At 75.1% G+C, this 16,082-nt stretch carries 18 protein-coding genes and 1 pseudogene; 12 read left to right on the forward strand and 7 right to left on the reverse strand.

The window, feature by feature from the left end; all coding sequences use genetic code 11:
- Positions 1–70 precede the first annotated feature (70 nt).
- Both ACFPGP_RS12580 and ACFPGP_RS12585 read left to right on the forward strand, forming a co-directional pair.
- The gene (locus ACFPGP_RS12580; protein ID WP_378590605.1) at positions 71–811 is read left to right on the forward strand and encodes a CDP-alcohol phosphatidyltransferase family protein; all 741 of its coding nucleotides are present in this window, start codon (positions 71–73) and stop codon (positions 809–811) included.
- A 29-nt stretch (positions 812–840) separates the two neighbouring features.
- Positions 841–1,248, forward strand: coding sequence for a hypothetical protein (locus ACFPGP_RS12585; RefSeq protein ID WP_378590607.1), 408 nt, complete (start codon positions 841–843; stop codon positions 1,246–1,248).
- On the opposite strand, the gene ACFPGP_RS12590 is transcribed toward ACFPGP_RS12585, so the two are convergent.
- Genes ACFPGP_RS12590 through ACFPGP_RS12600 form a run of 3 tightly spaced genes read right to left on the reverse strand, consistent with a single transcriptional unit; the run spans position 1,195 to position 4,132 of the window.
- Entirely contained in the window at positions 1,195–1,896 is a 702-nt protein-coding gene (locus ACFPGP_RS12590; RefSeq protein ID WP_378590609.1) for an anti-sigma factor family protein, read from the reverse strand. The two genes, ACFPGP_RS12585 and ACFPGP_RS12590, sit on opposite strands and share 54 nt — an antisense overlap.
- Complete coding sequence (locus ACFPGP_RS12595) at positions 1,893–2,405, reverse strand: sigma-70 family RNA polymerase sigma factor (RefSeq protein ID WP_378590610.1); 513 nt, start codon at positions 2,403–2,405, stop codon at positions 1,893–1,895. Before ACFPGP_RS12595 ends, ACFPGP_RS12590 begins: the two co-directional genes overlap by 4 nt.
- 44 nt (positions 2,406–2,449) lie before the next feature.
- Positions 2,450–4,132 carry a sulfatase-like hydrolase/transferase gene (locus ACFPGP_RS12600; RefSeq protein ID WP_378590612.1) on the reverse strand — a complete coding sequence of 561 codons (1,683 nt, stop codon included), beginning with the start codon at positions 4,130–4,132 and terminating at the stop codon, positions 2,450–2,452.
- A 93-nt stretch (positions 4,133–4,225) separates the two neighbouring features.
- Here ACFPGP_RS12600 and ACFPGP_RS12605 point away from each other — a divergent pair, with 93 nt between their 5' ends.
- The 9 genes and pseudogenes from ACFPGP_RS12605 (at position 4,226) to ACFPGP_RS12645 (ending at position 10,724) form a co-directional block, all read left to right on the forward strand.
- Positions 4,226–5,221 (forward strand): zinc-dependent alcohol dehydrogenase, encoded by a 996-nt coding sequence (locus ACFPGP_RS12605; protein ID WP_378590613.1) that lies wholly within the window; start codon positions 4,226–4,228, stop codon positions 5,219–5,221.
- Positions 5,218–5,610: a 6-pyruvoyl trahydropterin synthase family protein gene (locus tag ACFPGP_RS12610; RefSeq protein ID WP_378590615.1), complete on the forward strand. Its 393-nt coding sequence runs from the start codon at positions 5,218–5,220 to the stop codon at positions 5,608–5,610. Before ACFPGP_RS12605 ends, ACFPGP_RS12610 begins: the two co-directional genes overlap by 4 nt.
- A complete protein-coding gene (locus ACFPGP_RS12615; RefSeq protein ID WP_378590616.1) occupies positions 5,607–6,668 on the forward strand; it encodes a glycosyltransferase family 4 protein in 1,062 nt (353 codons plus the stop codon). Before ACFPGP_RS12610 ends, ACFPGP_RS12615 begins: the two co-directional genes overlap by 4 nt.
- Positions 6,665–7,591, forward strand: a complete 927-nt coding sequence (locus tag ACFPGP_RS12620; protein ID WP_378590618.1) for a lysylphosphatidylglycerol synthase domain-containing protein — start codon at positions 6,665–6,667, stop codon at positions 7,589–7,591. The genes ACFPGP_RS12615 and ACFPGP_RS12620 overlap by 4 nt, the downstream gene beginning before the upstream one ends.
- The gene (locus ACFPGP_RS12625) at positions 7,584–8,279 is read left to right on the forward strand and encodes a RibD family protein (RefSeq protein ID WP_378590620.1); all 696 of its coding nucleotides are present in this window, start codon (positions 7,584–7,586) and stop codon (positions 8,277–8,279) included. Before ACFPGP_RS12620 ends, ACFPGP_RS12625 begins: the two co-directional genes overlap by 8 nt.
- 10 nt (positions 8,280–8,289) lie before the next feature.
- Positions 8,290–8,937, forward strand: coding sequence for a GTP cyclohydrolase II (locus tag ACFPGP_RS12630; protein ID WP_465263262.1), 648 nt, complete (start codon positions 8,290–8,292; stop codon positions 8,935–8,937).
- Between the two features lie 113 nt (positions 8,938–9,050).
- On the forward strand, positions 9,051–9,752 hold the full coding sequence (locus ACFPGP_RS12635; RefSeq protein WP_378590761.1) for a DedA family protein: 702 nt from the start codon (positions 9,051–9,053) through the stop codon (positions 9,750–9,752).
- A pseudogene (locus tag ACFPGP_RS12640) lies at positions 9,713–10,294 on the forward strand (acetamidase/formamidase family protein); the annotation flags it as partial. The gene ACFPGP_RS12635 and the pseudogene ACFPGP_RS12640, both read left to right, overlap by 40 nt.
- Before the next feature lie 61 nt (positions 10,295–10,355).
- A complete protein-coding gene (locus tag ACFPGP_RS12645; RefSeq protein ID WP_378590764.1) occupies positions 10,356–10,724 on the forward strand; it encodes a hypothetical protein in 369 nt (122 codons plus the stop codon).
- A gap of 6 nt (positions 10,725–10,730) precedes the next feature.
- Here ACFPGP_RS12645 and ACFPGP_RS12650 read toward each other — a convergent pair whose 3' ends face one another.
- A complete protein-coding gene (locus tag ACFPGP_RS12650) occupies positions 10,731–11,321 on the reverse strand; it encodes a YceI family protein (RefSeq protein ID WP_378590622.1) in 591 nt (196 codons plus the stop codon).
- A 92-nt stretch (positions 11,322–11,413) separates the two neighbouring features.
- On the reverse strand, positions 11,414–11,854 hold the full coding sequence (locus tag ACFPGP_RS12655) for a MarR family winged helix-turn-helix transcriptional regulator (RefSeq protein ID WP_378590625.1): 441 nt from the start codon (positions 11,852–11,854) through the stop codon (positions 11,414–11,416).
- A gap of 102 nt (positions 11,855–11,956) precedes the next feature.
- Here ACFPGP_RS12655 and ACFPGP_RS12660 point away from each other — a divergent pair, with 102 nt between their 5' ends.
- Positions 11,957–12,556, forward strand: coding sequence for a cysteine hydrolase family protein (locus tag ACFPGP_RS12660; protein WP_378590627.1), 600 nt, complete (start codon positions 11,957–11,959; stop codon positions 12,554–12,556).
- Here ACFPGP_RS12660 and ACFPGP_RS12665 read toward each other — a convergent pair.
- Together ACFPGP_RS12665 and ACFPGP_RS12670 are read right to left on the reverse strand one after the other, a co-directional pair.
- A complete protein-coding gene (locus tag ACFPGP_RS12665; protein WP_378590629.1) occupies positions 12,525–15,812 on the reverse strand; it encodes a heavy metal translocating P-type ATPase in 3,288 nt (1,095 codons plus the stop codon). The genes ACFPGP_RS12660 and ACFPGP_RS12665 overlap by 32 nt on opposite strands.
- A gap of 35 nt (positions 15,813–15,847) precedes the next feature.
- The gene (locus ACFPGP_RS12670) at positions 15,848–16,063 is read right to left on the reverse strand and encodes a heavy-metal-associated domain-containing protein (RefSeq protein ID WP_378590631.1); all 216 of its coding nucleotides are present in this window, start codon (positions 16,061–16,063) and stop codon (positions 15,848–15,850) included.
- Positions 16,064–16,082 lie beyond the last annotated feature (19 nt).

The raw sequence follows: 16,082 nt of genomic DNA on the forward strand, positions 1-16,082 counted from the left end.
CGGCCGGCGGTGAACCGGACACGGCCACCCGACGTACTCCCTCTCGAGCACCCACACCCAGGGAGGTCCGGTGGTCGAGGTCCGCAACGGCGTCGGGGCGTGCGTTGCTGCCCTCGTCATCCTGCTCGGGCTGCTCGACGCGCGGCTGGGGCTCGGGCCGGCCGCGTGGGCGACGGGGCTCGGGTGCGGGGCTGTGCTGGCCACGGGCGTGGTCCGCAGCGCCACGGCTCGCCGGGTGGACCTCCTCGGGCCCGCTGACGTCGTCACGCTGGTCCGCGGGACGCTCGCCTGCGCGGTGGCCGCGCTCGTCGCGGCGTCGTACGGCGACTCCAGCGCGACCGGGGCCCTCGTCGCCCTGGCCGCGGTCGCGCTCGCCCTCGACGCGGTCGACGGCCGCGTCGCACGGCGCACCGGGACGGTGTCGGCCTTCGGGGCACGGCTCGACGGCGAGGCCGACGCCTTCCTGATGCTCGTGCTGAGCATCGACGTGGCCCGGTGGGCCGGGCCGTGGGTGCTGGTGATCGGCGGGGTCAGGTACGCGTTCCTCGTCGCCGGCCACGTGTGGCCCTGGCTGCGCGGGTCGGTCCCACCGCGCTACTGGCGCAAGGTCGTCGCCGCCTGCTCCGGCGTCGCGCTGCTCGTCGCCGCGGCGCAGCTGCTCCCGCCCGCGCTGTCGTGCGCCGGGCTGGCGGTCGCGGTCGTGCTGCTCGCCGAGTCGTTCGGCAGCGAAGCCTGGTGGCTGTGGCGCCACCGGGCGCCGGCTGCGCAGCCGGGTGAACGCCAGGAGGGTTGGGCCCGTTCTCCCGGGTGAAACCATCCCACCTGCCCGAGGAGCGTGCCATGACCATGCGCCTGCTCGCCGCCGTCGCCGTCCTGGTGTCGGCGGCGGTCCACTTCTACCTCTGGTTCGACGTGTTCAGCTCCGAGGACGTCGTCGGGCCCGCCTTCCTGCTCAACGCCTTCGGCGGCGCCGCGATCGCGGTGCTGCTCGTCGTGTGGCGGCACTGGCTGCCGCCCCTGCTGGCGATCGGCTTCGGCGTCTCGACGCTGACGGCGTTCGTGATCGCCACGACCGTGGGCCTCTTCGGCGTCCACGAGCACTGGACCGGCTGGGCGGTGTGGACGGCAGCCGCGGCCGAGGTCGTGGCCGTGCTCGCCGGGGCTGCGGCGCTGCTGGCTTCGCGGCCCGCTGCCTCAGGTGTCGAGGCGCAGAACCACGAGCCCGTCCGGGGTGCGCACCTCCACTGACGCGATGTCCTCGCGGTCGGCGGACGTGGCGGCCGCGAGGTGCATCGTCGTCCCGTCGACGGAGCGCCAGCTGCCCACCTGCTCGGTGCCCCCGTCGCGTCGGCGCACGTAGAGCGTGTAGTCGACGGCGCTCGGCAGCTGGTACTCCACCGACTCCGATTCGTAGGAGCAGGTGAGCTCCAGCCGGGTCCCCCACGCGACCTGCTCGAGCCCGAGCGTCGCGGTCACCGGCACCTCGCCCACCGGGGTCATCGGGTGCACCTCGACGGCGCCCGGCGCCGAGCTGGACGCCGACGGCGGCGGGCCGCCGTGGTCGCCGACCTGGCTCAGCCCGACCGGGACGCCGACGGCCACCACGGCCACGGCGGCCGCGGCCACGCCCGCCCACACCGCCGTACGCCGGCGCCGGCGCTGAACCTCGCGCACGAGCGCGGGCAGCAGGGTGGCCGGCACCGGCGGCTCCTCCGCCGGGTCGGCGAGCACCGACTCGTCGACGCGCCCGAGCAGGCCGGGCAGGCCGGCCAGCTCGGCGACCGCGCGCGAGCACTCCTCGCAGCCCGGCAGGTGGCGCTCGAACTCCAGGCGCTCCGCGGGCGCGAGGGCACCGATCAGGTACGCCGCGTCGTCGTGCGCGAACGGGCAGGTCATGCGGTCACCCCCAGCTCCTCGAGCGCCAGCTTGAGCGCGCGCAGCGCGTAGTGCGTGCGCGACTTCACCGTGCCCTCGGGCACCCCGAGCCGCCGGGCGGCCTCGGCCACCGGGCGGCCGCGGTAGTAGCACTCCAGCAGCACCGCCCGGTGCTCGGCGGACAGGTGGGTCAGCGCCTCGGCCACCACCCACGACAGCAGCAGCTGGTCGCTCCCGTCGTCGATGGCCACGGGTTCGGGCACGTCGGCCACCGTCGTCTCGAGCTGCGAGCGGCGGCTGCGCCACTCGTCGATCACGATGTTGCGGGCGACGGTGAACAGCCATGACCGCACCCCGGCCGGCGGGCTCTCGAGCACGGTGCGGTGCCGCCACGCGCGGAGCAAGGTCTCCTGGGTCACGTCCTCGGCCCGGGCGCGGTCGCCGCCGACCAGGCGCAGGCAGAAGCGCCAGAGCACCTCGGCGTGCTCCTCGTGCAGCTGCTGCATCAACGCGACCTCGTCCTCGGCCAAGGGGTCCTCCTCACCCGGGAGGACGAGCGAGGGGTGCTGCCGGTTCAGTCCGACCCTCCGGGGGAGGTTCCAGTGTCGCCGCCCGGGCCGTACGCCGCCACGAACCGGTCGCGGAAGGCGTCCATCCGCCACACCGGCGCGTCGTGCGCGGGCCGCAGTCCGTCGGTCCAGTCCCACCCCGAGATCCGGGCCGTCACCGCGGGGTCGCGGGCGATCACGGACACGGGGACGTCGTGGCCGGCGTCCGTCCCGGACACGATGGTCGCCGGCTGGTGGTCGCCCAGCACCACGACGACCGTGTCCTTGTCGGCGTAGCTGGTCAGGAAGGCCGTCAGCGCGCGGAGCGAGTACTCGATCGAGTCCCCGTACGCCGCGCGCACGCGGTCGGTATCCGGCCAGATGTCGGTCTCCGACGGCAGCGTCTCGGGCATGCCGTCGTACGCCGAGCCGTCGCCGACGCTCGCCTGCGGGATCATCCGCGGCGTCCGCGACCACGGCGCGTGGCTGGAGACCAGGTCGATCTCGGCCATCACCGGTCGGCGGTCGTGGGCGGCGAGCTCGAGGCGGTGGAAGGCGTCGAGGGTGTACTGGTCGGGCATGGTCGGGTAGCCGAACCGGGGCCCCCGGTAGCCCACGTTGCGCGAGTCGTAGACGTGGTCGTAGCCGTAGAACTCGCCCTGCGGCCAGTCGCGGGTGTTGGCCGGCACGTCCGCGACCGTGCGCCAGCCGGCACGCGCGAAGAGCCGGCTGAGCGTGAGGCGCGGGCTGGTCACCAGGTGGTCGTAGCGCTGCTCGCTGTCGACCCAGAGCCCCGACTGCAGCGTCGAGTGCGCCAGCCAGCTGAGCGCGCCGAAGGTCGGCGAGGTGAGCCACGCGCTGCGGGCGTGCAGGCCGTCGCGGGTCAGCCGCTGCGTGCTGTGGGCGAGGACGGCGTCGACGCCGGGCGCCACGCTCGAGTCCTCGACGGCGACGCGCCCGTAGCTCTCGACGAAGACGACCAGCACGTCCTTGCCCCGCAGGGCGGTGAAGAGGTCGGAGCCGGGGGTGTCGGCGAGCGGGTCGGTCTCCGCCGCGCGCGCGAACTCGCGCTGGTCGCGCAGCTCCGACGGGATCCGCGCGACCTGACCGTAGAGGTACGTCGCGATCTGCCCGCTCGACACGGCGCCGGCGCTGGTGCGCACCTGCAGCAGGCCGAGGGCGAGCCACAGCGACGCGAGCACCGCCACCAGCCGCACCGCCTGCGTGCGGTGCTCGCCGGCCACCCGGGTGATCCGCACGACCGCGAGCGGCACCAGCACCAGCAGGGCCAGCACCAGCAGGCCGGCCGCCACGAGGAGCAGCACGCCCGTCGCGCCCTCGGCCGAGCCCCGCACGGTCTCGACCAGCGAGCCGGCGTACTGCCAGTCGATCAGCGGGTCGAACGGGCGGTTCAGCGCCTCCAGGAAGCCCAGGTCCAGGACCCGGAAGACCGCGGCGACCGCGAGCAGCAGCCCGGCCGTGACGGCGAGGGCGGTGCGCACGCGGCCCCACCGCGGCGGGATCGCGAGGACGAGGGCGAGGAAGACGATCACCTCCACCGGCAGTCGCACGAACGCCGACAGGTGCATCTCCTCGAGCCGGTCGGGCGCGGTGAGGACGAGCAGCACCAGCGCCCCGGCCAGCACGGTGATGACGACCGCGCCGACCCGGCGCCGGGACGACGTGGGTGGCAGTTGAACGGCAGGCACGGTCTCTCCGTTCACCTAGGACGTAGCAGCAGGGACCTACACGTCGACGTACGACGCAGCGGGTCCTCCGGTTCAGTGGGACGAGGTGGTCAGGTGCGCGAGGCACAGGCGTTCTGGGTGCGCGAGCCGGGCGTGGGCGAGATCCGGGCCGCCGAGGTCGGCGACGTCGGCCCCGGTGACGTGGCCGTGCGCGCGCTCCGGTCGGGCGTCAGCCGCGGCACCGAGTCGCTCGTGTTCGGCGGACGTGTGCCGCCCAGCCAGTACGACGTCATGCGCGCGCCCTTCCAGGTCGGCGACTTCCCGGGGCCGGTCAAGTACGGCTACCTGAGCGTCGGGGTCGTCGAGGACGGCGCCCCGGACCTCCTCGGCCGCACCGTCTTCTGCCTGCACCCGCACCAGACGGCGTACGTCGTGCCGGCGTCGGCGGTCACCCCCGTGCCCGCCGGGGTGCCGGTCCGGCGCGCGGTGCTCGCCGGCCTCGTCGAGACCGCGGTCAACGCGCTCTGGGACGCGCCGCCGCTGCTCGGGGACCGCGTCGCGGTGGTGGGCGCCGGGGCCGTCGGCTGCTGCGTCGCGCGGCTGCTCGCGCGGGTGCCGGGCGTGGAGGTGACCCTCGTCGACGTCGACCCCGCGCGGGCCGGGGTGGCGCGCCGGCTCGAGGTGGACTTCGCGCGACCCGACGAGGTGGACGCCGGGCGCGACCTGGTCTTCCACACCAGTGCCACCGCGGCCGGGCTGCAGCGCTCGCTGGAGCTGCTGGCGCCGGAGGGCTCCGTGGTCGAGCTCAGCTGGTACGGCGACGACACGACCACGGTGTCGCTCGGCGGGAGCTTCCACTCGGGCCGGCTGGCGATCCGGGCCAGCCAGGTCGGCAGCGTCGCCCCCGCGCGGCGCACCCGGCGCACGCACGCCGACCGCCTCGCCCTCGCCCTCGACCTGCTGCGCGACCCGGCCTTCGACGCCCTGCTCACCGGTGAGTCGTCGTTCGCGACGCTGCCGGAGGTGATGCCGCGGCTGGCCTCGCGGGAGCTGCCCGCGCTGTGCCACACCGTCAGCTACGACGCCCGGGAGGTGCCGTGTTCGGCGTGACCGTCCGCGACCACATGATGGTCGCCCACAGCTTCCGCGGCGAGGTCTTCGGCCCGGCCCAGCGCCTGCACGGCGCGACGATGGTGGTCGACGCGACCTTCCGCGGCCCCGCGCTCGACGACGACGGGGTGCTGGTCGACATCGCCCGCGCGGCCGAGGAGCTCCGCGAGGTGGTGGCCGCGCTGAGCTACCGGAACCTCGACGACGAGCCGGCGTTCGCCGGCACCAACACCACCACGGAGGTGCTCGCGCGCCACGTGGCCGACCGGCTGGCCGAGCGGGTCGCCGCGGGGGCGCTCGGCCCGGCGTCGCAGGTGACGGGGCTGGTGGTGACCCTCAGCGAGTCCCACGTCGCGTCGGCGTCGTACGAGCGGGCGGTCGGACCGTGACCCGCCAGGTGCACCTGGTGGTGCCGGAGGGCGTCGCCGACCCGCGCCGGCCGAGCGGTGGCAACCACTACGACCGCCGGCTCTGCCACGAGCTGGGCGCGGCGGGCTGGTCGGTGCGTACGGTCGAGGTGCCCGGCGCCTGGCCCCGGGCCGGACGGGCCGGCGCCGACGCCCTGGCGGCCGCACTCGGTGGCCTGCCCGAGGGCGCGCTGGTGGTCGTCGACGGGCTGGTGGCCTCGTCGGTGCCGGAGGTCGTGGTGCCGGCGGCGACCAGGTTGCGGCTGGTGGTGCTGGTGCACCTGCCGCTCGGTGTCGGGACCGGCGACCCCTGGATCCTCGGCGCGGAGCGCGCCGTGCTCGGGGCCGCCTCCTCCGTCGTGGCCACCAGTCGCTGGTGCAGGCGGTGGCTGCTGGAGCACCACGGGCTCGACCCGTCCCGGGTCCACGTCGCCCACCCGGGTGTCGACGCGGCCTCCCCGGCGGCCGGCACCACCTCCGGCGGCGCCCTGGTGGCGGTCGGGGCCGTGACGCCGGGCAAGGGGCACGACCTGCTCGTCGCCGCCCTCGCGGGCATCGCCCACCTGTCCTGGCGGTGCGTGTGCGTCGGCGCCCTGACGGTGGCTCCCGACTTCGTGGCGCGGCTGCGCACCGACGTCCGGGCCGCCGGGCTCGAGGAGCGGTTCGAGCTCGCGGGACCCCGCACGGGGCCGGCGCTCGACGCGTCGTATGACGAGGCGGACCTGCTTGTGCTCGCCTCCCGGGGCGAGACCTACGGCATGGTCGTCACCGAGGCGCTCGCGCACGGGCTCCCGGTCCTCGCGGCGGACGTCGGTGGCGTCCCGGAGGCCCTCGGCGCCGCACCGGACGGGACGGTGCCGGGCCTGCTGGCTCCGCCCGACGACGTGTCGGCGCTCCAGGACCTGCTGGGCGCCTGGCTCGTCGACGCCGACCTGCGCGCGCGCCTCCGTGCGGCGGCCCGGCAGCGGCGCGACGGGCTGGCCCGCTGGGCCGAGACCGCCGACCGCGTCGCGGCCGTGCTCCGGGCGGTGGCCGCGTGAGCGCCCGGCAGGCCCGGTGGTGGGCGGGGTCGTGGCGGTGGGCGCTGGGAGCGGCGGTGCTGGTCGTGGTGGTGTGGCGCACCGGGACCGGGCCGTTCGTGGACGGCGTCTCGTCGCTGGACGGCGCGGCGGTCGCCCTCGGCGTCACGCTGGCCCTGGTGAGCACCCTCGCCTCGGCCTGGCGCTGGCACCTCGTCGCCGACGGTCTGGGGGTCGGCGTCCCGGTGCCGACCGCGGTCGCCTCCTGCTACCGCGCGCAGTTCCTCAACACGGTGCTGCCCGGGGGTGTCGTCGGCGACGTCCACCGCGGCGTCGTCCACGGGCGCGACGCGGGCGACACCGGCCGCGGGCTGCGGGCCGTGGCGTGGGAGCGGAGCGCCGGCCAGGTCGTGCTGGTGGCGGTGACGGCGGTCGTGCTGGTGGTGCTGCCGTCACCGGTCGGTCGGGGAGTGCCCGCGGTGGCCGGCCTGGCGACCGCGCTCCTGGTGGCGGGCCTGCTGCTGGCCCGCCGTCGACCGGCGGAGGGCACCACGGGGGTCCTCCGCCTGGTGCGGGTGGCGCACGACGACGTCCGGTCGGGACCCCTCGGCCGGAGGTCGTGGCCCGGCGTCGCGCTGGCGTCGGTCGTGGCCGTCGCCTGCTACGTCGCGACGTACGTCGTCGCCGCCCGCACCGTGGGCGTGGACACCGGCCTGTCCACGCTGCTCCCGCTGGCCCTGCTGGTGCTGGTGGCCGCCGGGCTCCCGCTGAGCGTCGCCGGCTGGGGACCCCGCGAGGGCGCCGCGGCCTGGGTGTTCGCCGCGGCAGGCCTCGGCGCGGACCAGGGGGTCGCGGCGGCCGTGGCGTACGGCGCCATCGTGCTGGTCGCGAACCTGCCCGGCGCGGTCGTGCTGCTCGCGACGGGAGGTGGGTCCGGTGGCTGACCGCCCCTACACGATCCTCAGCTGCGGCATCTCGCTCGACGGCTACCTCGACGGCGCGACGCAGCAGCGCCTCGTGCTCTCCAACGAGGCCGACCTCGACCGGGTCGACGAGGTGCGCGCCGAGTGCGACGCGATCCTCATCGGCGCCGCGACCGTGCGCAACGACAACCCGCGGCTGCTGGTGCGCAACCCCGAGCGGCGCCTGCGGCGCCGCAGCCGCGGCCTCGCGGAGTCGCCGATCAAGGTGACGGTGACCGGCCGGGCCCGCCTCGACGCGTGCAGCAACTTCTTCACCACCGGCGACAGCGAGAAGCTCGTCTACTGCGCCAGCCCCGCCCTCCCCGCGGCGCGGCGCCGGTTGTCGTCGGTGGCGACGGTGATCGACGGCGGCGAGCCGGTCGAGGTCCCACGGGTGACCGAGGACCTCTTCGACCGCGGGGTCCGGCGGCTCATGGTCGAGGGCGGGGGCCGGGTGCACACCCAGTTCCTCACCGCCGACCTGGCCGACGAGCTCCACCTCGTCGTCGCCCCCTTCTTCGTCGGCACCTCGCGCGCTCGCCGGTTCGTCGGCGACGGCGCCTACCCCTGGCACGCCGGGCACCGCGCGCACCTGGCGGAGACCCGGCAGATCGGCGACGTCGTGCTGCTGCGCTACGCGCTGTCGTCCCGCTTCGAGCAGACGTCCTGAGGAGGACCCCGTGCTGCAACGCGTCCCCACCGCCACCGTCCGCCGCGACGTGGGCCTGCCGGTCCGGCTGCCGGACGGCTCGTCCGTCCCGGCCCGCCTCGCGTCCTTCGACGGGCTGCTCGACGGTCGCGAGCACGTCGCGCTCGCGCTCGGCGACCGCGCGGTCCGGGCGGCGCGGCGGTGGGTCGACGTACCGCTGGTGAGGCTGCACAGCGAGTGCCTGACCGGCGACGTGCTCGGCAGCGAGCGGTGCGACTGCGGGCCGCAGCTGCAGGAGGCCGTCGACCGGATCTCGGCCGAGGGCGGCTACCTGCTCTACCTGCGGCAGGAGGGCCGCGGCATCGGCCTCTACAACAAGATCGACGCCTACGCCCTGCAGGAGGACGGGCTCGACACCTTCGAGGCCAACCTCGCGCTCGGCTTCGACGAGGACGAGCGCGACTACGCCGTCGCCGCGCAGATGCTGCTCGCGCTCGGGGTGGAGCGGGTGCGCCTGCTGTCCAACAACCCCGACAAGGCCGTCCAGCTCGAGGCGGCCGGCATCCGGGTCGTCGGGACGGTGCCCACGGCGCGCCACGGGTCGGAGGTCAACGGGCGCTACCTCGACGCCAAGGCCCGTCGCGGCCAACTGTCGCTGGAGCCGGCGAGCAACGAGTGAGGGCCGCGTCGGCTCACCTTGTCGCGCTTCATCTCGCCTTCATGCGGGCGACGTAGCGTCCACAGCATGGATGGCGCCCGTCGCCACCGCGGCCACCCCGGGAGGGCATCGTGATGCACACGGTCCTCGGCCTGCTGTCGAGCCTCCCGCCCCCGGTCGTGTACGTCGCGGTCGGCGCCCTGGTGCTCGCCGAGGCCGCGCTCTTCGTCGGCTTCGTCGTCCCCGGCGAGACGGCGGTGCTCGTCGGCGGCCTCCTGGCCGCCACCACGGGCCGGATCTCGCTGCCGCTGCTCGCGGCCGTCGTCGTGCTGGCCGCGGTCGTCGGCGACAGCATCGGCTACGAGGTGGGCCGGCGGGCCGGCCCGCGGCTGCTGGAGACGCGGCTGCTGCGCCGCCGCCGCACCGGGCTCGAGGCGGTGAGCGAGCGCCTGCGCACCAAGGGCGGCGTGACCGTGGTCGCCGGCCGGTTCACCGCCCTGATGCGGGCGGCGACGCCGGCGCTGTGCGGGATGAGCCGGATGCCCTACCGGCGCTTCCTCGCCTGGAACGCTGCCGGCGCCCTGGTGTGGGGCGTCGGCATGACCGCCCTCGGGTACGTCGCCGGCCGGTCGCTGCCCACGGTGGAGCACGCCCTCGGCGGTGCCAGCGTGGTGGTCCTGGCCGTCTTCGCCGTGGTCGCGGTGGTGGCCCACCGCCGCCTCCGGCGCCGCGACGCCGCCCAGACCGTCGCCGCCGGGCCCTTGACGCCGGCGGCCCCGCGTCCGCAGGGTGCGCCATGGAGATCCTCCGCTACCGGCCACGTCCCGACGAGCTGAGCTGGACCTTCGGCGGCGTCCCGCCGGTGCGGCGGGTGCGGCCGGGGGACGTGCTGGAGGTGTGGACCGAGGACGCCTTCGCGGGGAAGATCCGCACCGAGGACGACGTGGTGTCGACCGCTGTCGACCTGCCGTTCGTGAACCCGCTGACCGGGCCGTTCCACGTCGAGGGCGCGGAGCCCGGCGACACGCTCGCCGTGCACTTCGTCTCGATCGAGCCCGCGCGTGACTGGGCGGCCTCGACCACGGTCCCGCTGTTCGGGGCGCTCACCACCACCACGCACACGCCGGGGCTGCAGGGGCCGCTGCCCGAGGTCACCTGGATCTACGACGTCGACCGGGTGGCGCGCACCGTGGACTTCCGGGCGCGCTTCAGCGACCACCAGGTCGCCCTGCCGCTCGACCCCATGCACGGCACGGTCGGCGTCGCCCCGGCGGCGTACGAGGTGCGGTCGTCGCTGGTGCCCGACGCCCACGGCGGCAACATGGACACCCCCGAGATGCGGGCGGGGGTCACCTGCTTCCTCGGCGTGAACGTCGAGGGAGCCCAGCTCGCGCTGGGTGACGGGCACTGCCGCCAGGGCGAGGGCGAGACCTGCGGGGGTGGCCGTCGAGGCCGCGATGGACACCGTCGTGATCGTCGACCTGGTGAAGGGCGCCGCGACCCCGTGGCCGCGGCTGGAGTCCGACGACCACCTGATGAGCACCGGCTCGGCGCGTCCCCTGGAGGACGCCTTCCGCATCGCCCAGCACGACCTGGTGACCTGGGTGTCCGAGGAGTGTGGGCTGGCGCCGCTCGACGCCTACCAGCTCGTCACCCAGATCGCCGAGTCTCCGGTGGCCAACGTCTGCGACCCCAACTACACGGTGGTGGCCAAGGTGCGGAAGTCGCTGCTGCCGCCGCACGACCCCTACGCCGGCATCCACGACCGGCTGCGCGCCGCGGGCGCGGCGTACCTCGCCCAGCGCTGAGACCGGTCAGCCGGCGTCGAGGACCGTCTCGAGGTCGATCTCGATCCGGATCTCCTTGGAGACCAGGAGGCCACCGGCCTCGAGGGCGACGTTCCAGGTGATGCCGAAGTCCTCGCGGTCGACCGTCGTGCGCGCGGAGAAGATCGCGCGGTCACCGCCCCACGGGTCGCGGGCGTGGCCCTCGAAGGAGACCTCGAGGGGCACCTCGCGGGTGACGCCGTGGATGGTCAGGTCGCCGTGGACGGTGCCGCGCGTGCCCGACCACTCGACCCGCGTGCTGCGGAAGGTCGCCCGGGGGTAGGCCGCGACGTCGAAGAGCTCCGCGGAGCGCAGGTGATCGTCGCGCGTCGGGTTGCCGGACTCCACGGTCGCCATGTCGATCGTGACCTCGACGCTGGAGTCCTCGAGGTCGTCGGCGATGACGACCGCCCCGGTGACGCCGGTGAACCGGCCCCGGACCTTGGTGACCATGAAGTGCCGGCCCCAGAAGGACAGGTCGGTGTGGCCGGGGTCGAGGCGCCAGGTGCCGGGCGCGGGCAGGAGGTCACCGCCGACGGTGCGGGTGGCGGTGGGGGTGCTGTGGGTGGTGGCGCTCATGGTGGTTCCTCTCGTAGACAAGTGCGTGCGCACGCACACAATATGCCGGAAGGGAGGCCCGGTCAAGTGTGTGCGTGCGCACACGTCGGGACTCAGCCCTCCTCGGCCGCCAGCACCTTGGGCAGCGCGCGGGCCAGTACCTGGATCTCCTCGTCGTCGAGGTGACCGAGGAAGTGCTCCTCGACGGCCGCGAGGTAGACGGGGGCCGCCGTGCGGAGCCGGGCCCGCCCGGCCGGCGTGATCGCGGCGTACGACGAGCGCCGGTCGTCGGGGTTCGCCTGCCGCTCGAGCAGCCCCGCGGCCTCGAGCTCGGTGACCACCCGGCTGACCCGCTCGCGGCTGACCACGGCCTGCTGGCCGAGCTCGGTCATCCGCAGACGCCGCTCGGGAGCCGCGTTGGTGACGAGCAGGACGTCGTACCAGGTGAGCGGGAGGCCCGTGGCCTGCAGCGCACGCTCGAGCCGGGGGACGACGGCGGCGTGGGTCCGCAGCAGGGCGGCCCAGGCCGCGATCCGCTCGGTCTCGTCGGGCACCGGCCCACCGTACCGGTGTGCGTGCGTCCGCACGTAGGTCGACGGACGTGCGGCGGAGCGGGCACACTGGCGCGCGCACCGCTGACCTCCGGGAGGACGACCGTGGACGACGTGACGACGCTGGGCCCCGACACCGCGCTCGTGGTGGTCGACGTGCAGGTCGGGTTCGACGAGCCCGCGTGGGGGCGGCGCAACAACGACGCCTGCGACGACAACGTGGCGGCGCTGGTCGCGGCCTTCGAGGAGAGCGGGAGGCCGGTGGTCCTCGTGCGGCACGACTCCGACGAGCCGGACAGCCCGCTGCGCCCCGGAGCGCCGGGCAACGCGCTCAAGCCCTTCCTCGCCGACCGCGCGCCCGACCTGCTGGTGACCAAGCAGGTCAACTCCAGCTTCCACGGCGAGCCCGACCTCGACGCCTGGCTGCGCGGCCACGGCGTTCGCTCGCTGGTGGTCTGCGGCATCACCACCAACCACTGCTGCGAGACCACGGCGCGCGTCGGCGGCAACCTCGGGTACGACGTGTGGTTCGCCATCGACGCGACCCACACCTTCGACCGCACCGGCCCCGACGGCAGCACGATGACCGCCGACGAGCTGGCCAGGGCGACGGCGACGAACCTCCACGGGGAGTTCGCCACCGTCGCCCCGACGGCCGAGCTGCTCGAGCGGCTCAGTGGGCGTGCACCACGAACGGAGCCGTGACCACGGTCCCGTCGGCCAGCCGGAACTGCGCCCAGAGGCGGTAGGCCCCGGGGACCTGGAACGTGACGTGCAGGTCGAGCTCCGGCCCGAACGTCGTGCCGGGCAGGGCGAACACCGGACGGCCCTCGGAGTCGAAGGTCTCGGCGTGCCGGTGACCGAACATCGAGCCGTCGCTGCGCATCACGACCACGTGGCCGGCCGCGCCCAGGTAGGGCTGCAGGTCGGTGACCGCCGCGCCCGTCGTCGCGTCGGCGAAGCGCAGCGTGAAGTCGCTGCTCTCACCGACGTGCGCGTCGCCCTCGAGGTCGATCCGCACGCCGTCGACGACCTGGCTGCGCACGTCGTCGGCGGGCACGGCGACCGGCCGCGGCGGGATGCCGGCGACGTACACCTCGGTCTCGTCGAGCACGTCGGCCATCTGGCCCTGGCGCCGGAACTCGGTGTGCAGCGCGTAGGCGCCGGCGGTCGGGAAGGTGACGTCGACCGTGAGCTCGCCGTCGTTGCCGGTCGGCTCGGGGTGCAGGTGCGCGAAGGTGCCGAGGTCGTCGCGGGTCACGATCAGGTGCATGGGCACCTGGTGGGTACGGACCAGGTCGTCGACCGGGTCACCGGTCGCGGCGTCGCGGACCGTCACGGTCACCGGGGTCGGCACCCCGGGCTCGATCACGGCCGGCACGTCGTAGTCGACCTCGAGGCCGGCGGCGTGGGTGTCGACCGGCGCCACCTCGGTCTCCTCCATCGTGCTCATCAGTGGGCGCATCGGCATGCCCATGCCCTCCGACCAGGTGAGCACGCCGTTCATGCCGCGCTCGGCCTGGTCGGTGCGGCTGGCCCAGGTGAACGCGGTGCCGATCGCGAGCGCGACCACCCCGACGCCGACCAGGTAGGCCCACTGGCCGACCCGCGCGCGCAGCGGCTGGTGCAGCACGTCGTGGGCGGTGGCCGGCGGCTCGAAGCGGCGCAGGCGCAGGGCGTTGGTGACCACGCTGACCGAGCTCATGGCCATCGCGGCGCTCGCCAGCACGGGGTCGAGCAGCAGGCCGTCCCACCAGTAGAGCGCGCCGGCGGCGACCGGGATCAGCAGCACGTTGTAGCCGAACGCCCACGCCAGTCCCTGCTTGATCGTGGTGACGGTCCGCCGCGAGAGCGAGATCGCCGAGACGACGCCGTGCAGGTCACCGCCGACGAGGGTGATGTCGGACGCCGCGATCGCGACGTCGGTGCCCGCGCCCATGGCGACGCCCAGGTCGGCCTGCGCCAGGGCGGGCGCGTCGTTGATGCCGTCGCCGACCATGGCCACGACATGGCCGGCGGCCTGCAGCTGCGCGACGCGCTCGGCCTTGTCGGCGGGCAGCACCTCGGCCATCACGTTGCGGATGCCGACCTGCTCGGCGACGGCGCGGGCGGTGCCGGCGTTGTCGCCGGTCACCATCCAGACCTCCAGTCCGAGCGCCTCGAGCTGGGCGACGGTGTCGGCGGCGCCGGGCTTCACGGTGTCGGCCACCTCGAGCAGGCCGGCGAGCCGCCCGTCGACGGCGACGAACATCGGGGTAGCGCCGGCGTCGGCCGCGTGCTCGGCGGCATCGGCGAGGCCGGCGACGTCGATGCCGGCGGCGGCGAGGTGCGCGCGGTTGCCCGCGAGCAGGTGGCGCCCGGCGACCAGGGCGGTGATGCCGTGCCCGGGGACCGCCTCGAACTCCGCGGTCGGGCGCAGCGCCAGGCCGCGGGCGCGGGCCCCGGCGACGATCGCCTCGGCCACGGGGTGCTCGCTGCCGACCTCGGCCGACGACACGAGCGAGAGGAGCTCGTCGCCGTCCCACCCGTCGTACGGCGTGACGGCGGTGAGCTCGGGGCGGCCGCGGGTCACGGTGCCGGTCTTGTCGAGCACCACCGCGGTGACGCGGCGGGCGGTCTCGAGGGCCGTGCCGTCGCCGACCAGGATGCCGAGCTCGGCGGCCTTGCCGGTGCCGACCATGACGGCGGTGGGCGTGGCCAGGCCGAGGGCGCAGGGGCAGGCGATGATCAGCACGGCGACCGTGGTGCCGATGGCCAGCACCAGCCGGTCGGCCTCGGGGCCGAAGGTCAGCCAGGCGAGGAACGTGACCAGGGCGGCCAGCAGCACGGCCGGCACGAACCACGCCGAGACCCGGTCGGCCAGCCGCTGCATCGGGGCGGCCGAGCCCTGGGCGTCCTCGACGAGGCGCACGATCTGGGCGAGCGTGCCGTCGGCGCCGACCGCGGTCGCGCGGACGACGAGGGTGCCGGTGCGGTTGAGCGTCGCGCCGATGGCGGTGTCGCCGACGGCCTTCTCGACCGGGACGCTCTCGCCGGTCAGCATCGACTCGTCGACGGTGGAGGCGCCCTCGTGGACGATGCCGTCCACCGGGAGTGTCTCGCCGGGACGCACCCGCACGAGGTCGCCGACGACGACCTCCTCGACCGGCACGTCGTGCTCCTCGCCGCCGCGCAGCACGCGCGCGGTCTGCGGGGCCAGCGCGACCAGCGCCCGGATCGAGGCGGCGGTGCGCTTCTTGGCCTTGAGCTCGAGCCAGCGGCCCATCAGCACCAGCGCGACCACGATCAGTGCGGTCTCGAAGTAGAGGTGCAGCGGCAGCCCCCACGACTGGGCCTGCCCGGGCCACAGGGTGACGAACGCGCTGTAGCCGTACGCCACGCCCGTGCCGAGCGCGACGAGCGTGTCCATGCTCGTGGCACGGTGCTTCGCGGCAGCCCAGGCGGCGCGGTAGATGTCGTTCCCGGCCCAGAGCTGGACGACGGTCGCGACGACCAGGATCAGCGGCATCAGCCAGTCCATGGTGTCGAGGTGCAGGGGCAGGTACATCACGCCCATCAGCGCGAGGCCCGTGGTCAGCGCGACCTGCCAGCGGCGCTTGAGGCGGGCGAGCACCCGGTCGCGCTCCGCGTCCTTGTCGTCGTCCTCAGCGACCGAGCCCTCGCCGGCCCGGTCTCCGGTCGGCTCGGGGTGGCGCGGGGTGGCGGCGTACCCGGCCTTCGCCACCGCGGCCGTCAGCTGCTCGGTGGTGCTGGTCGCCGGGTCGTGGACGACGAGGGCGGTCTCGGTGGCGAGGTTCACCGACACCTCGAGCACCCCCTCCACCCGGGACAGGGCCTTGTGGACCCGGCCGACGCACGACGCGCAGGTCATGCCGCCGATGTCGAAGCCGGACTCGGCGGTCGGGCCGGCGGTCGGGCCGGTCGAACCGGTGGTCGCGGGGGAGGGGGTGGTCGTGGTCATGGCGGTTGCTCCTCGGTGGGTGGGTGGGTGCCGGCTCAGCCGGCGAGCTGGTAGCCGGCCTCGTCGACGGCGCCGGCCACCTCGTCGCGGGCGAGCGGGCGGTCGCTGGTCACGGTCACGTCGCCGGTCGCGACCTCGACGTGGACGGCGGTCACGCCGGGGAGGGCCCCGACCTCCTGGCGCACGGCGCGGGCGCAGTGGTCGCAGGTCATGCCGGTCACGGCGTAGGTGTGGACGGTGTTCTCGGTCATCTGCTCTCTCCTTGATTGG

It is taken from the genome of Nocardioides taihuensis, assembly GCF_042657275.1.
GTDB classification, from domain to species: domain Bacteria; phylum Actinomycetota; class Actinomycetes; order Propionibacteriales; family Nocardioidaceae; genus Nocardioides; species Nocardioides taihuensis.

Bases quoted from the DNA above. Each gene is read 5' to 3' on its own strand.
- ACFPGP_RS12585 (WP_378590607.1), top strand. From the start codon at position 841: ATGACCATGCGCCTGCTCGCCGCCGTCGCCGTCCTGGTGTCGGCGGCG.
- ACFPGP_RS12590 (WP_378590609.1), bottom strand. From the start codon at position 1,896: ATGACCTGCCCGTTCGCGCACGACGACGCGGCGTACCTGATCGGTGCC.
- ACFPGP_RS12635 (WP_378590761.1), top strand. From the start codon at position 9,051: ATGCACACGGTCCTCGGCCTGCTGTCGAGCCTCCCGCCCCCGGTCGTG.
- ACFPGP_RS12650 (WP_378590622.1), bottom strand. From the start codon at position 11,321: ATGAGCGCCACCACCCACAGCACCCCCACCGCCACCCGCACCGTCGGC.
- ACFPGP_RS12665 (WP_378590629.1), bottom strand. From the start codon at position 15,812: ATGACCACGACCACCCCCTCCCCCGCGACCACCGGTTCGACCGGCCCG.
- ACFPGP_RS12670 (WP_378590631.1), bottom strand. From the start codon at position 16,063: ATGACCGAGAACACCGTCCACACCTACGCCGTGACCGGCATGACCTGC.